The sequence below is a fragment of the Microvirga sp. jy35 genome (genome assembly GCF_056148915.1).
The window spans coordinates 140,186-154,887 of sequence record NZ_JBWBEW010000007.1; the positions used below are offsets into that span (position 1 = coordinate 140,186).

Consider the following 14,702-nt stretch of genomic DNA (forward strand, 5'->3'; position numbering starts at 1 on the left):
ACCCACGGCAATGAACGAAGATCGAAGTCGTAGCGAACGCCCTGTCCGAATCCTCACCGAGACAGACGACACACGCGACCACTGGTACGACCGGGTTCTGACCCGTCTCGGCCTGAAGCCCCGCGAATCCATCCGTCACGATCTTGAGGATGCTCTCGCGGAGACCGTCGAGGACACGGACTTCTCGCCCCAGGAGCGGGCGATGCTCAAGAACGTGCTCTCCTTCCACCGGATCCGGGTGGAGGACGTGATGGTGCCCCGGGCCGACATCGTGGCGGTGGCGTCCGAAACCAACCTCGGCGAACTCCTGAACCTCTTCCGCACGGCCGGCCACTCGCGCCTGCCGGTCTACGGCGACACCCTGGACGATCCCAAGGGCATGGTCCACATTCGGGACTTCCTCGATTTCATCGCCATGCGCGCTGATGGCGGCGCCTCGGAAGCAGGCGCCGGCGACGAGACGCCCCCGCCGAGCCTCGGCCAGATCGACCTGTCGATGACGCTGGCCTCCGCCAACATCCTGCGCCCGGTGCTGTTCGTGCCGCGCTCCATGCCGGCGATCGACCTGCTGGTGCGCATGCAGGCGACGCGCACCCACATGGCCCTGGTGATCGACGAATACGGCGGCACCGACGGTCTCGTGTCCATCGAGGATCTCGTCGAGATGGTGGTGGGCGACATCGAGGACGAGCATGACGAGGATGCGACCCTGACCATCATCGAGGCGGCCGACGGCACCTATGTCGCCGACGCCCGCGCGAGCCTCGACGAGGTCAAGGAGACCCTCGGCGTCGACCTCACCGAGGAGGAGGGCGCCGAGGACATCGACACCATCGGGGGCTTCATCGTGACCCTGGCCGGCCGCGTGCCGTCCCGCAGCGAGGTCATCGTGGGTCCGGCCGGTCTCGAATTCGAGGTTCTGGATGCGGATCCCCGGCGCGTGAAGCGGCTTCGCATCCTCCGCCGTACCGTGGCCTCCACGGAGGTGGAGATCTCTGAGGGCCAACCGGTCGCGCCGCGCCCTGAAAGCGCTGCCGCCGAATGAGGCTTGTGGCAAAGCGCGTCACCCTTACGCGTGGGTGGCGCCGCTGGCTCATGGCCTTTGCGGGCGGGGCCGTCGGCGCCCTGGCCATGCCGCCCTTCGGCTTTCTGCCGGCCCTCGTTCTGTCCCTCGTGCCGGCGATCTGGCTCCTGGACGGCACCGTCATGGACAGCCCGTCCCGCTGGGCTCCTCTCAAAGCCGCGGCGCTGCTGGGCTGGTGCTGGGGCTTCGGCTATTTCGTTGCCGGACTCTGGTGGCTCGGGGCCGCCTTCCTCGTAGAGGCCGACCAGTTCGCCTGGGCCATGCCCTTCGGGGTCCTGGGCCTGCCGGCGCTCCTGGCTTTCTTCCCGGCCTTCGGCTTTGCCCTCGCCCGCCTGCTCTGGCTCCCCGATGCCCGGCGCATCCTCGCCTTTGCCCTCGGCCTGACTGTCGCCGAGTGGCTGCGCGGGCATCTCTTCACCGGCTTTCCCTGGAACAGCCCCGGCATGGCGCTCGGCCAGAACCTCTGGCTGATGCAGTCGGCCTCGCTGGTCGGTCTCTACGGCCTGACGTTCCTAAGCCTCTGCATCGGCGCCGCTCCGGCCGTCCTGCCGACCGGATGGACGGCCCGTGCCCGCTGGACGGCGCCGGCCCTGGCGGCGGCAGCGCTTCTGGGCCTGGCAGGGTTCGGCTTCTGGCGGGTGCCGGCTCAGGCGTCCGCCACGGTTCCGGAGGTGCGGCTGCGCATCATGCAGCCGAACCTGCCCCAGGATGCCAAGTTCAACCCGCGCAACCGCGACGCCATCATGCGGCACTACCTGTCCCTGAGTGCGGGGCCGGGTCAGAATGGCACTGCACCGACGCACATCGTCTGGCCGGAATCGGCCTTTCCGTTCCTGCTCCACCGGGATGCGGGCTCGCTCGCGCAGATCGCGGCTCTTCTTGAGCCCGGCTCCGTTCTGATTACGGGTGCGGCCCGCATGGACGAACCGCTGCCCGGCGAGGCGGCGGGCAAGTTCTACAACGCGATCCAGGTCATCGACGATCAGGGCACGATCCTGGGCTCCTACGACAAGGTGCATCTGGTGCCCTTTGGCGAGTACGTGCCCCGGTTTCTCTATGCCCTGATCCGAGCCTTGGGCCTGCGCCAGTTCGTGCACATCCCGGGCGGCTTCGAGCCTGCCGGGAAGCGGATGGCGCTCGCCATTCCCGGTCTTCCGGCCGTGGCGGCAACGATCTGCTACGAGGCGATCTTTCCGGGAGAGATCCTGGGCGACGGCCCGCGTCCCGATCTCATCCTGAACGTGACCAACGATGCGTGGTTCGGACAAACCCCTGGGCCTCACCAGCATTTCGCCCAGGCCCGCCTGCGGGCCGTCGAGGAAGGCCTGCCGCTGCTGCGCGCAGCCAATACGGGGATCTCCGCCGTCATCGATCCGTTCGGACGAATAGTGGAGAAACTTCCACTGGCAGTTGAATCAGCTATAGACTCAACTCTTCCAGTTGCGGAACCTGCCACTGTTTACAGCAGATGGGGCAAGTTTTCTTTGACGGTTACGCTTCTCATCTGCTTAATGCTGCTGGTTGTACGTCGTGGGAAACATTCAACTTTTCCTTAAGTAACCCATGACCTTGCGTTGCATTGGATCCGGTGAGGAAGTGGGGCCATATGAAAAAGTCGACGGGCTCTATCGATAAGGAAGTGGGAAGCCGCGTGCGCATGCGCCGCGTGTCCATCGGCATGAGCCAGGAAAAGCTTGGCGACATGCTCGGGCTCACCTTCCAGCAGGTTCAGAAATACGAAAAGGGCATGAACCGCATCAGCGTGGCCCGTCTGATCGAAATCGCCAGGATCCTCGGCGTCGACATTCATTTCTTTCTCAACGGCGTCACGAGCACCAAATCCGCGCCCGGCTTCGCGGAAGAAAATCCTCCCGCCTATGTGGCCGATGTGATGTCGACCCCGGAGGGGCTGCAGCTCGTCAGGAATTTCACCGGCATCAAGAACCCCAAAGTCCGTAAAAGCATCGTCCAGCTCGTCGCCTCGCTGGCCGCACAGGACGAATCGGAACGTTCGTCATAAAGAACACGTTCGCTTGACCTTTCCCCAAGCCTGCGGCATGAGCATGGTTTCAGACCGGCGGGGATCCGCGGTCCCCGTTTTTCCATTGCCTGAAGGAATTCCGTCGTGCGGCGTTCGAGCTTTCTCTTTACCAGCGAATCAGTGTCCGAGGGGCATCCGGACAAGGTCTGCGACCGGATCTCCGATGCCGTGGTTGATGCCTACCTGGCTGCCGAGCCCGAGGCCCGCGTGGCCTGCGAGACGCTTGCCACCACCAACCGCGTGGTCATCGCCGGCGAGGTGCGCGGCCCCGAGTCGATCACCAAGGACAAGGTGATCGGCCTCGCCCGCGACGCCATCAAGGACATCGGCTACGAGCAGGACGGCTTCCACTGGAAGAACGCCGAAATCGACGTGTACCTGCACGCCCAGTCGGCCCATATCGCCCAGGGCGTCGATGCCTCCGGCAACAAGGACGAGGGCGCGGGCGACCAGGGCATCATGTTCGGCTATGCCTGCAACGAGACGCCCGAGCTGATGCCGGCGCCGATCTACTACGCCCACAAGATCCTCGAGAACCTCACCGCCGCCCGCAAGGGCAAGGTGGGCGATGCGGCGAAGCTCGGCCCCGATGCCAAGAGCCAGGTCACGGTGCGCTACGAGAATGGCCGGCCCGTCTCGGCCACCCAGATCGTGCTGTCCACCCAGCATCTCGACGAGAGCCTGTCCTCCGAGGACGTGCGCGCCATCGTCGAGCCCCATATCCGCCAGACCCTGCCCGAGGGCTGGATCTCGCCCGACACCATCTGGCACGTGAACCCCACCGGCAAGTTCGTGATCGGCGGCCCGGACGGCGATTGCGGCCTGACCGGCCGCAAGATCATCGTCGACACCTATGGTGGTGCGGCTCCCCACGGCGGCGGCGCCTTCTCCGGCAAGGACCCGACCAAGGTGGACCGCTCGGCGGCCTATGCCGCCCGCTATCTCGCCAAGAACGTGGTGGCTGCGGGTCTCGCCGACAACTGCACCCTGCAGCTCTCCTATGCCATTGGCGTGGCCAAGCCCCTGTCGATCTACGTGGATCTGCACGGCACCGGCAAGGTGGACGAGGGCAAGCTCGAAGCGGTGCTCATGGACGCCATGGACCTCTCGCCCCGCGGCATCCGCACCCATCTCGGCCTCAACCGGCCGATCTATGCCCGCACCTCGGCCTATGGCCATTTCGGCCGCAAGCCCGATGCGGACGGGGGCTTCTCCTGGGAGCGCACGGACCTCGCCGACCGCCTGAAGGCCGCGTTCCGCTAATCGCTGTTCTGGCAGGCCGAACACCCTTCGGCCCCTCTGAGACCCACCACAAAGAGCCGGTTCCCCGTCAGGCGGACCGGCTCTAAATGCATTGTCCGGCATAAAGACACCGGGTTTACCAACCCCTTCGTGCTGTCTTCAGGAGCATGTGTCCCATGAGCGAAGCCTCCGAACGCGCCGGTGCCTTCTTCGGGCGCCGAAAGGGCAAGAAGCTGCGCGCCGGACAGGACGAGCTCGTCCAGACCCTGCTGCCCGCGATCCGCGTGGTCCCGGGCAGCGACATTCCAGGCCAGTTTCCGAACCCGATGGCCCGCGAGACCTGGCTCGAGATCGGCTTCGGCGGCGGCGAGCACCTCGCCGCGCAGGCCCGCGCCCATCGCGACGTCAACATCATCGGCTGCGAGCCCTTCGTGAACGGCATGGCGAAGCTCCTGGCCGTGATCGAGCACGAGCGCCTCGACAACATCCGGGTCTGGGACGACGACGTCACCGACCTGCTGCCGACCCTGCCCGATGCCTCCTTCGATCGGGTCTACATCCTCTATCCCGACCCCTGGCCCAAGCGCCGGCAGCGCAAGCGCCGCCTCGTCTCGGACGAGACCCTGGAGATGCTCGCCCGCGTCATGAAGCCAGGCAGCCAGCTGCGCTTTGCCAGCGACATCGATGATTACATCGCCTGGGTGCTCGCCCGCGCCTTGCGCTCCCCGCATTTCCGCTGGACAGCCGCCCGCGCCGACGATTGGCGAGTTCCCTACGAGGGCTGGCCCGGCACCCGCTACGAGGCCAAGGCCATCCGGGAAGGCCGCGTGCCGAGCTATCTGACCCTCGTTCGGGTCTAAAGCGCGTCGCAGGACGTTAGCCTCTTCTTCCCTCCCCCTTGCGGGGAGGGGCAGGGGGGTGGTCAGACCGGGTGAAACCTTCCCGTCATGGCCGGGCTTGTCCCGGCCATCACAATCGGAAGCGAGCAGCGCTTTTCGGATCGGGATCACCGGCACAAGGCCGGTGATGACGAGGTGTGAAAGGCCTCGCCGATATCCATCGAGCGTATCACTCCGACTGTCCGACTCCCACCCGGCCGCTACGCGGCTGCCCCTCCCCACAAGGGGAGAGATGGGCGCCGAGCGTTCAAACATCTTCCTGAACCACGCGCTCGTCGCTCACCACTGCCCCATCGACGAGATGGATGCGTCGGTCGGCGCGGCCTGCGATGTCCATGTCGTGCGTGACGGCGATCACCGTCTTGCCGCGCTTCTTCACGAGGTCGCGCAGGATCTGGAACACCTGTTCGGAGCTCTTGCTGTCGAGGCTGCCGGTCGGCTCGTCGGCGAGCACCACATGGGGATCGTTGGCGAGCGCGCGGGCGACGGCGACCCGTTGTCGCTGGCCGCCGGAGAGCTGATCCGGCTTTTTTTCCAGATGTCCCGCAAGGCCCAGCTCCTCGAGCAGACCAGCGGCGCGGCCGCGCATTTCGTTCGAGGAGAGACGACCCGCCTTGCGCATGGGCAGCTTCACGTTCTCCAGAACCGAGAATTCCGGCAGCAGGAAGTGGAACTGGAACACGAAGCCCAGCATGTCCAGCCGCAGGCGGGCAAGCGCGTCATCGCCCAGGGACGGCGTATCCTGTCCGGCAACCCTCAAGGTTCCGCTCGTCGGGCGATCGAGGAGGCCGAGGAGATAGAGGAGCGACGACTTGCCCGACCCGGACGGGCCGGTGATCGCAATGAACTCGCGCTCGCCCACCGTGAGGGACACGTCCCGCACGAGGGTCACCGGCACCGTGGCGGGCAGGATGCGGGTGAGGTGCGCGGATTCGATGAGGGGGCTCATGTGGCCCCCCGGATGATGTCCACCGGATTGAGCCGCGCCGCCTGCCGGGCCGGGAGATAGCCGGCCACCCCGGACGAGATCAGCGCGAAGGCCGACGCGATGGCGTAGTGCCAGGGACTCCAGAACAGGGGCAGGCGGGTCATCTCGCGGCCGATGCCCGCGCCCGAGACCTTGAACTCCACCTGGGACAGGGCAAAGCACAGCAGGAAGCCGATGAGCCAGCCGGCCAGCGAGCCGGCCATCCCTAAGGCCAGCCCCTCGACGAGGAAGAGGCGGCGCATGTTGCCCTGCGTGAAGCCCAGCGACTTCAGGATGGCGATGTCGCGCGCCTTCTCGTGGGTGATGGTGGAGATGATGTTGAAGATGCCGAAGCCCGCCACCAGCAGGATCGCCCCCACCACCGTGTACATGACCACGTTGCGCACCACGAGCGCCTCCAGGATCGACTCGTTCGCCTCCTGCCAGGGCACGGCCTTGTAGCCGAGTTCGGCCTCGGCCTGGCGGGCCACACGGGGCGCCGCCTCCGGATCGTCGAGGCGCAGGCGGATGTCGTTGATGGCGTTGGGCCGTTCGGACAGGATCTGGGCGCTCTTCAGGAGCACATAGGCCTCGCCCTCGTCGCGGGCGCTGTTGCCGGTGTGAAACTGGCCGACGATGCGAAAGCCGCGGGACTGTCCGGTGGGTGCGACCACCTGGATCGTGGTGCCCGTGGAGGCGCCGATCCGGCGCGCAAGGCTGTCGCCCACCACGATGTTGTTGCCGCCGGCGCGCAGAGCCTCGAAGCTCCCCTCCACGAAATCACCCGCCACCGACGAGACCCTCGCCTCGGTCTCCGGCTCGACGCCGATGACGGACACGCCCACATCGCGGCCCGCATAGCGGATCACGCCCTGCGTGCGCAGGCTCTGGGCCATGCGGCCCGGCACCCAGGAGCGTAAGGAAGCGGTGGCGGCAGCGGGATTCAGGATGCCGCGGCGGTCCTCCTTCGGCCGCAGGCCCTCGAACTGGGCGGCGGCGAACAGGTCCTCCGCCGGCTGCCGGCGCGCCGTGCGGCGCTCGTCGGTGATCTGCACATGCGGCATGGTGTCGACGAGCTGGGCGATGAAGTCCTTCTCGGTGCCCTGCATCAGGGCCGCCATGGCGATGGAAAAGCCGACGCCAAGGGCCACTCCGAGGATCGCCACGATGGTCTGGCGGCCGCGTCCGGCGATGTGGGTGAGGGCGAGCTCGAGGATGAGGCGCATGTCTCACCTCTTTTCCGAAACCTTCGTCCCGTCCGCGAGATCGTCCGGGAAGGGAGCGATGATCCGGTCGGCCTCGCTCAGGCCCTCCAGAACCTGCGTATGGCCGGCTCCGCGGATGCCCAGCTTCAGGTCGCGCCGTCGGGCGACGCCGCCTTCCGCCACGAAGAGGCTTGTGCCGCGAAGAGCGCTGCTGGGCACGAGCAGAGCCTCGGACGCGACGCGGGCGATCACGTTCACCTCGACCGTCATGCCGATCCGCAGGGGCGTGTCATCCGGCAGGGCGAGATGGATCCGGTAGGTTTTGGCTACCGGATCGCCCTTCGGGGTGATCGAATCGACCTTCGCCTCCAGCACCTGGTCCGGAAAGGCATCGGCCTTGAGGACGGCGCGCTGCCCCACCGCAACGCGGGGGATGTCCTCCTCGTTCACGTCAGCCTCCACCTGCAGGGGCTTGGGCTCGCCCACCCAGAACAGAACCGCCCCGGGTTCGGCCACCTCCCCGACCTCCCCGTCCTGGCGCAGGACTACGCCGCTCACCGGTGCCCTCAAGGCGTAGGATTCGAGACGCGTTTCCTGGCCGGCGATGAGAGCCTCGATCTGCCCGAGTTCGCTGCGGGCCCGGTCCAGCGCCTGCTCGCTCGCCACCCGGCGCTCCATGAGGGCGGTGATCCGCTCGTATTCGGTCTGGGTGAATTTCTGCCGCGCCCGCAATTCGGCGAGCGCCGCCTCGGGCTGCCGGCTGTCGAGGCGGGCGAGCACGGCCCCGCGTTCCACCGCCTCGCCCTCGCAATTGCACAGCTCGACGATCCGCTCCCGCAGCAGCGGCGTCACCTTGGCCCAGGTGCGGGGCTCGACGATGCCTGTGGCATAGACGATCTCGGCGGCCTCGCCGCGCTTCGGCGATACGAGAGCGACCTCCGGCGGCCGGCTGAACCGCCAGAAACCGGCAGCGGCCGCCAGCAGCAGGGCGAGAAGGATGAGAAGGCGGGACAGCTTCACGACACGGTTCCCGAGCGACAGGTCCATCTATCACAATCGAAGCGTGGCGGCGATTGAGGAACTTTCCGGAGATGTCTGCCCGACCGGATCGAACCCAGCGGAAGGGCGAGCCGGGCAGGCTTGCTGCAGGACCCTTGCTTTTTTTGGCTTGAATCGCTATAAGTTCGCCGTCAGCTCTGGTTGCAGCGTCAAGCTGCTGGTCAAGAGTGGGCCCCACCGGGTCCGCTCTTTTTTATTGCTTGAACGCCGGAGCGTGCGGAGAGCCATGACGAACGAACGCGACAAGCGGCTGATTACCGAGAACGGCGTAGCCGCCCGAGTGGCGGCCATTGTCGAGCCCGTGATCGAGGATCTGGGCTTCAATCTCGTGCGGGTGCGGGTCACCCCCGCGAACGGATGCACCGTGCAGATCATGGCCGAGAGGCCGGACGGCACCATGTCGGTGAGCGATTGCGAGACCGTGAGCCGGGCGATTTCCCCGGTGCTGGACCTCGAAGACCCCATCGATACGGCCTATTACCTCGAGATCTCCTCGCCGGGGATCGACCGGCCCCTCGTGCGCGAGAGCGATTTCGTGCGCTGGAACGGCTATGACGCGAAGATCGAGATGGCCGTGCCCCTGGAGGGCCGCAAGCGTTTCCGGGGTTTTCTCCGCGGCGTCGAGAACGGGATGCTCGTTGTCGAGTTGCCGGACGTGAAGGAAGGCCTCGACCCCATCGCGCGCCTGCCCCTGACGGATCTGGGCGAGGCTCACCTCGTTCTGACCGATGACCTCATCCGTGAATCGCTGCGCCGGGGAACGGCGCCGACCACGGACGACCTTGATGAAGACACTGATGTGGTGGATGCGCCCGATGAGCCGCAGAACCCATCCAACGACGCATGATCCGGTGAAGCGGATCCCGGTTCGCCGGCAGGATCGTGCGATAGAACAAGAGAACAGGGGTGGGATGCGGGTATCGCAGCCACTCTGAGACGAAACCGAATGAAGGAGCGACCTCGATGGCTATCAGTGCCAACAGGCTTGAACTCTTGCAGATCGCCGATGCGGTCGCCCGCGAGAAGGTGATCGACAAGCAGATCGTCCTCGACGCCATGGCTGACGCCATCGCGAAGGCGGCCCGGTCCCGCTACGGCGCCGAGACCGACATCCATGCCGAGATCAACCCCAAGACCGGCGAGCTGCGCCTGGCCCGGCACCTGCTGGTGGTCGAGGACGGCGCGGTGGAGAACGACTCCCGCGAGATCACCCTGGCCGAGGCCCGCACCCGCCACAACCCGGCGGCCCAGGTGGGCGACGTGATCGCCGACACCCTGCCGCCCTTCGATTTCGGCCGCATCGCGGCGCAATCGGCCAAGCAGGTGATCGTCCAGAAGGTGCGCGACGCCGAGCGCGACCGCCAGTATCAGGAATACAAGGACCGGATCGGCGAGATCGTCAACGGCGCGGTCAAGCGCGTCGAGTACGGCAACGTGATCGTCGATCTCGGCCGCGGCGAGGCCATCATCCGCCGCGACGAGCTGATCCCCCGCGAGACCTTCCGCCCCGGCGACCGCATCCGCGCCTATCTCTTCGACGTGCGCCGCGAGGCGAGAGGCCCGCAGATCTTCCTGTCGCGCACCCATCCGCAGTTCATGACGAAGCTCTTCTCCTCCGAGGTGCCGGAGATCTATGACGGCATCGTCACGGTCCAGGCCGTTGCCCGTGATCCGGGCTCCCGCGCCAAGATCGCCGTGATCTCGCGCGATTCCTCCATCGATCCCGTCGGCGCCTGCGTCGGCATGCGCGGCTCCCGCGTCCAGGCGGTCGTCGGAGAGCTCCAGGGCGAGAAGATCGACATCATCCCGTGGTCGCCCGATCAGGCCACCTTCATCGTCAATGCGCTCCAGCCCGCGGAAGTGGTCAAGGTGGTGCTCGACGAGGAGGCCGACCGCATCGAGGTGGTGGTGCCCGACGACCAGTTGTCGCTGGCCATCGGCCGCCGAGGTCAGAACGTGCGCCTGGCTTCGCAGCTCACCGGCTGGGACATCGACATCCTGACCGAGGCCGAGGAATCGGAGCGCCGCCAGAAGGAATTCGCCGAGCGCACCGAGCTGTTCATGAACGCGCTCGACGTGGACGAGGTCGTAGGCCAGCTGCTGGCCTCGGAAGGCTTCCGCTCGGTCGAGGAAATCGCCTATGTGGATGCTGGCGAAGTGGCCAACATCGAGGGCTTCGACGAGGACACGGCCGCCGAGATCCAAAACCGCGCGCAGGAATATCTGGCCCGCATCGAGGCCGAGAACGACGCCCGCCGCCAGGAACTGGGCGTTTCCGAGGATCTGAAGGAGATCGACGGCATCACGACCGCCATGCTGGTGGCCCTGGGCGAGAACGACATCAAGAATGTCGAGGACCTGGCCGGCTGCGCCACCGACGATCTCGTCGGCTGGACCGAAGGGCGCGGCCCCGACGCCACCCGCTACAAGGGCGCCCTCGACGGCTTCGACCTGTCCCGCGCGGACGCCGAGAACATGATCATGGCCGCCCGCGTGAAGGCCGGCTGGATCGAGCAGCCCGAAGAGACGGTGGAGACCGAGGGATCGGCCGAAGAGGCCGAGACCGAGGCTCAGCCGTCCTAAAACGGCGATGAGGAAGCGAGGTCAGCACCCGTGCCGCGGCATGAACCGGAGCGCACCTGCATCGTCACCCGTGAGGCGAAAACGCCCGCGGGGCTGATCCGCTTTGTCCTCGGGCCCGACCATCAGGTCGTGCCCGATCTCAGGCACAAGCTGCCGGGCCGCGGCGTCTGGGTGACGGCGCGCCACGACATGGTGGAAGAGGCGGCCAAACGTCGCCTCTTCGCCCGGGCCTTCAAGGCCGAGGCCAAGGTTTCCGAGACCCTGGCCCAGGACATCGAGCGGCTTCTCCGGGACGATCTCCGCCAGGGCCTCTCTCTCGCCAACAAGGCAGGATCGGTGATCACCGGCTTCCATAAGGTCGAGTCGGCGATCACGGATAAGCCCATCGTTGCCCTTATTCATGCCGCAGAGGCGGCCGAAGATGGGCGAAGAAAATTGGCGAACCCGTTGCGAAAACGCCTCGGCGAGGCAATATCTAGCTTTCCGGTCATCCAAGAATTGTCGAACGACGAATTGGATTTGGCATTAGGCCGGTCAAATGTGATACATGCTGCCCTCGTCGCGGGCGCTGGGAGCGACGGCTTTCTGAACCGATGGCACCGTTACCGCGTCTTTCGCGGCATCGGCGCCGATCAAACTGGCCTCGGAGACGAGACCGGCGAACCCACGATTTTGAAACCCGCAGGAACTGAGGCGGAATGAGCGATACGAAAAACCAGGGCGACAAGACTCTCCATGTGTCGTCCAAGACGCTTTCTTTGAAGCGACCCGTCGAACAGGGCGTGGTGCGCCAAAGCTTCTCCCATGGCCGCTCGAAGGCAGTCGTGGTGGAGACGGTCAAGCGTCGCCCTGCTGTTGGCCCCGGCAGCGGAGCCAAGGAAGACAGACCCGCGCCGCAGCAGGCAGCGGCCCCTGCGCCTGCGCCCAAGCCAGCGGCTCCAGCGCCGAAGCCGGCAGCGCCCGCTCAGGGCGGCCGCCCGCAGCGGTCCGCTCCGAACACGCCCCGTTCCGGCGGCATGGTGCTTCAGACCCTCTCCGAGCAGGAGCGCGACGCGCGTATGAATGCGCTCGTCGATGCCCGTCGCCGTGACGAGGAAGACCGCAAGAGGCAGGCCGACGAGGCAGCCCGCCGCGCCGAGCGCGAGGCCGCCGAGGCCCAGGAGCGCGAAGCTGCCGAAGCCCGCAAGCGCGAGGAAGAGGAACGCCGTCGTCAGGACGAGGAGCGCAAGCGCCGCGCCGAGGACGAGGCTCGCCGCCGTCTCGGCGAAGAGGCCGCTCCGCGCGCTGCCCAAAGCCCCGCCCCGGCGGCCCGTTCCGGCGCCCCGCGCCAGGAGGGTGGCCGCTTCGAGGGTCCCCGTCCGGATCGTCCCCGTTCCGATGCACCGCGTCCCGCCGGCGCCCGGTCCGATGGTCCGCGCCCCAGCGGCCCGCGTTCGGATGGTCCCCGTCCGGGCGGCTATGGTGGTCCCCGCAGCGGCGGTGGCACCATGGGAGGCCGTCCGCCGAGCCTGAACCACATGGCGCGTCCTGCCGCTCCGGTCGTACCCGATCCGGAAACGGCAAAGCCGAATGTCCGCACGGCTCCTCCCGTTGCCGCCCGCGCTCCCATGGTGGATGACGAGGAGGGCGCACGCACCATCCGCCGTCCTGGCGTTCCCGCGAAGCCCGCCGCGCTGCCGAAGACTCCCAAGGCGGCTCCCGGCGAAGAGAAGCGCCGCGGCCGTCTGACGCTCGCCAACGCGACCTCGGGCGAGGACGAGCGCACCCGCTCGCTCGCCGCCTTCCGCCGCCGCAATCAGCGTCTCATGGGCCACCGCCAGGTGGAACAGAAGGAAAAGATCGCCCGCGAGGTGACGATCCCGGAGACGATCACCATCCAGGAGCTCGCCAACCGCATGTCGGAGCGCGCCGTGGACGTGATCAAGTTCCTGATGAAGCAGGGCGAGATGCACAAGATCACCGACGTGATCGATGCCGATACCGCGCAGCTTGTCGCGGAAGAGCTCGGTCATACGGTGAAGCGCGTTGCCGAATCTGACGTTGAGGAAGGCCTGTTCGACACCCCGGACGTGGACGAGAACCTCGTCACCCGTCCGCCGGTCGTCACCATCATGGGCCACGTCGATCACGGCAAGACCTCCCTGCTCGACGCGATCCGCAAGACCAACGTGGTGTCCGGCGAAGCCGGCGGCATCACGCAGCATATCGGTGCCTACCAGGTGACCTCGCCGCTCGGCGGCAGGATCACCTTCATCGACACCCCCGGTCACGCGGCCTTCACGGCCATGCGCGCCCGCGGCGCCAAGGTGACGGACATCGTCGTCCTGGTGGTGGCGGCCGATGACGGCGTCATGCCCCAGACCATCGAGGCGATCAATCACGCGCAGGCGGCCGGCGTGCCCCTGATCGTGGCGATCAACAAGGTGGACAAGCCCGACGCGAACCCGCAGCGGGTGCGCACCGAGCTGCTGCAGCACTCCATCGTGGTCGAATCCATGGGCGGCGAGACCCTCGAGTTCGAGGTGTCGGCCAAGACCGGCGACGGGCTCGAGACCCTTCTCGAAGGCCTTCAGCTGCAGGCTGAAATCCTCGAGCTCAAGGCCAATGCCGAACGCTCGGCGGAAGGCACCGTCATCGAGGCGAAGCTCGATCGCGGCCGCGGTCCCGTGGCCACCGTGCTCGTGCAGCGCGGAACCCTTCGCACCGGCGACATCGTCGTGGCCGGGGCCGAATGGGGTCGCGTGCGTGCCCTGATCAACGATCTCGGCGCCAACGTGAAGGAGGCTGGTCCCTCCGTCCCGGTCGAGGTTCTGGGCTTCAACGGCACGCCGGAAGCAGGCGATCGCGTCGCGGTGGTCGAGTCCGAGGCCCGTGCCCGCGAAGTCACCGAGTACCGCACCCGCCAGAAGCGCGAGCGTCAGGCGGCCCGCATGGGCTCCGCCGGACGGACGCTGGCCGACATGATGCGCGACCTCAAGGCCGGAGCCGGCCGCAAGGAGTTCCCGCTCGTGGTCCGCGCCGACGTGCAGGGCTCGGCGGAAGCGATCGTCGGCGCGCTCGAGAAGGTCGGCAACGAGGAAGTGGCGGCCCGCATCGTCCAGGCCGGCGTCGGCGGCATCTCGGAATCCGATGTCACCCTGGCGGAAGCCTCGGGCGCCATCATCCTGGCCTTCAACGTGCGTGCCCACAAGGAAGCGCGCGAGGCGGCCGAGCGCGCCGGCATCGAGATCCGCTACTACAACATCATCTACGACCTCGTGGATGACGTGAAGGCGGCGATGTCCGGTCTGCTCGCTCCGACGCTCCGCGAGGAGCGGCTCGGCGAGGCGCAGATCCTCGAGGTGTTCAACGTGTCCAAGGTGGGCAAGATCGCCGGCTGCCGCGTCCTCGACGGCGTGGTCCAGCGCGGCGCCCATGTCCGCCTGATCCGCGACAACGTGGTGATCCACGAAGGCAGGCTCTCGCAGCTGAAGCGCTTCAAGGACGACGCCCGCGAGGTCACCTCGGGTCAGGAATGCGGCATGTCCTTCGAGAGCTACCAGGACATGCGCGTCGGCGACCTCATCGAGTGCTACCGCGTGGAAGAGGTGAAGCGGTCGCTGTAAGGCCACCCTTCCCTGCT

At 66.9% G+C, this 14,702-nt stretch carries 12 protein-coding genes; 9 read left to right on the forward strand and 3 right to left on the reverse strand.

Translation table 11 applies throughout. The features are described 5' to 3' along the window. Nucleotides 1-10 precede the first annotated feature (10 nt). From AC0QTX_RS08115 to trmB, 5 genes are all read left to right on the forward strand, one after another. Entirely contained in the window at nucleotides 11-1,045 is a 1,035-nt protein-coding gene (locus tag AC0QTX_RS08115) for a hemolysin family protein (RefSeq protein ID WP_474603314.1), read from the forward strand. After that, nucleotides 1,042-2,640: an apolipoprotein N-acyltransferase gene (gene lnt, locus AC0QTX_RS08120; RefSeq protein ID WP_474603315.1), complete on the forward strand. Its 1,599-nt coding sequence runs from the start codon at nucleotides 1,042-1,044 to the stop codon at nucleotides 2,638-2,640. The genes AC0QTX_RS08115 and lnt overlap by 4 nt, the downstream gene beginning before the upstream one ends. 50 nt (nucleotides 2,641-2,690) lie before the next feature. After that, a complete protein-coding gene (locus AC0QTX_RS08125; protein ID WP_474603316.1) occupies nucleotides 2,691-3,104 on the forward strand; it encodes a helix-turn-helix domain-containing protein in 414 nt (137 codons plus the stop codon). A 105-nt stretch (nucleotides 3,105-3,209) separates the two neighbouring features. After that, a complete protein-coding gene (gene metK / locus AC0QTX_RS08130) occupies nucleotides 3,210-4,388 on the forward strand; it encodes a methionine adenosyltransferase (RefSeq protein WP_474603317.1) in 1,179 nt (392 codons plus the stop codon). 155 nt (nucleotides 4,389-4,543) lie between these two features. Beyond that, nucleotides 4,544-5,227 carry a tRNA (guanine(46)-N(7))-methyltransferase TrmB gene (gene trmB, locus AC0QTX_RS08135; RefSeq protein WP_474603318.1) on the forward strand — a complete coding sequence of 228 codons (684 nt, stop codon included), beginning with the start codon at nucleotides 4,544-4,546 and terminating at the stop codon, nucleotides 5,225-5,227. A gap of 286 nt (nucleotides 5,228-5,513) precedes the next feature. Here the strand turns inward: trmB and AC0QTX_RS08140 are convergent, their stop codons facing one another. From AC0QTX_RS08140 to AC0QTX_RS08150, 3 genes are read right to left on the reverse strand one after another with little or no spacing between them, the layout of a single operon-like run. After that, nucleotides 5,514-6,215, reverse strand: a complete 702-nt coding sequence (locus tag AC0QTX_RS08140; RefSeq protein ID WP_474603319.1) for an ABC transporter ATP-binding protein — start codon at nucleotides 6,213-6,215, stop codon at nucleotides 5,514-5,516. Continuing rightward, complete coding sequence (locus AC0QTX_RS08145) at nucleotides 6,212-7,459, reverse strand: ABC transporter permease (RefSeq protein WP_474603320.1); 1,248 nt, start codon at nucleotides 7,457-7,459, stop codon at nucleotides 6,212-6,214. Before AC0QTX_RS08145 ends, AC0QTX_RS08140 begins: the two co-directional genes overlap by 4 nt. Before the next feature lie 3 nt (nucleotides 7,460-7,462). Beyond that, nucleotides 7,463-8,485: an efflux RND transporter periplasmic adaptor subunit gene (locus tag AC0QTX_RS08150; RefSeq protein WP_474603321.1), complete on the reverse strand. Its 1,023-nt coding sequence runs from the start codon at nucleotides 8,483-8,485 to the stop codon at nucleotides 7,463-7,465. 238 nt (nucleotides 8,486-8,723) lie between these two features. Here AC0QTX_RS08150 and rimP point away from each other — a divergent pair, with 238 nt between their 5' ends. From rimP to infB, 4 genes are all read left to right on the forward strand, one after another. Further along, entirely contained in the window at nucleotides 8,724-9,344 is a 621-nt protein-coding gene (rimP, locus tag AC0QTX_RS08155) for a ribosome maturation factor RimP (RefSeq protein WP_474603322.1), read from the forward strand. Nucleotides 9,345-9,460: 116 nt separating this feature from the next. After that, a complete protein-coding gene (nusA, locus tag AC0QTX_RS08160) occupies nucleotides 9,461-11,080 on the forward strand; it encodes a transcription termination factor NusA (protein ID WP_474603323.1) in 1,620 nt (539 codons plus the stop codon). Between the two features lie 30 nt (nucleotides 11,081-11,110). Continuing rightward, a complete protein-coding gene (locus AC0QTX_RS08165; protein ID WP_474603324.1) occupies nucleotides 11,111-11,782 on the forward strand; it encodes an RNA-binding protein in 672 nt (223 codons plus the stop codon). Next, nucleotides 11,779-14,685 carry a translation initiation factor IF-2 gene (gene infB, locus AC0QTX_RS08170; RefSeq protein ID WP_474603325.1) on the forward strand — a complete coding sequence of 969 codons (2,907 nt, stop codon included), beginning with the start codon at nucleotides 11,779-11,781 and terminating at the stop codon, nucleotides 14,683-14,685. Before AC0QTX_RS08165 ends, infB begins: the two co-directional genes overlap by 4 nt. The last annotated feature ends 17 nt before the right edge of the window (nucleotides 14,686-14,702 follow it).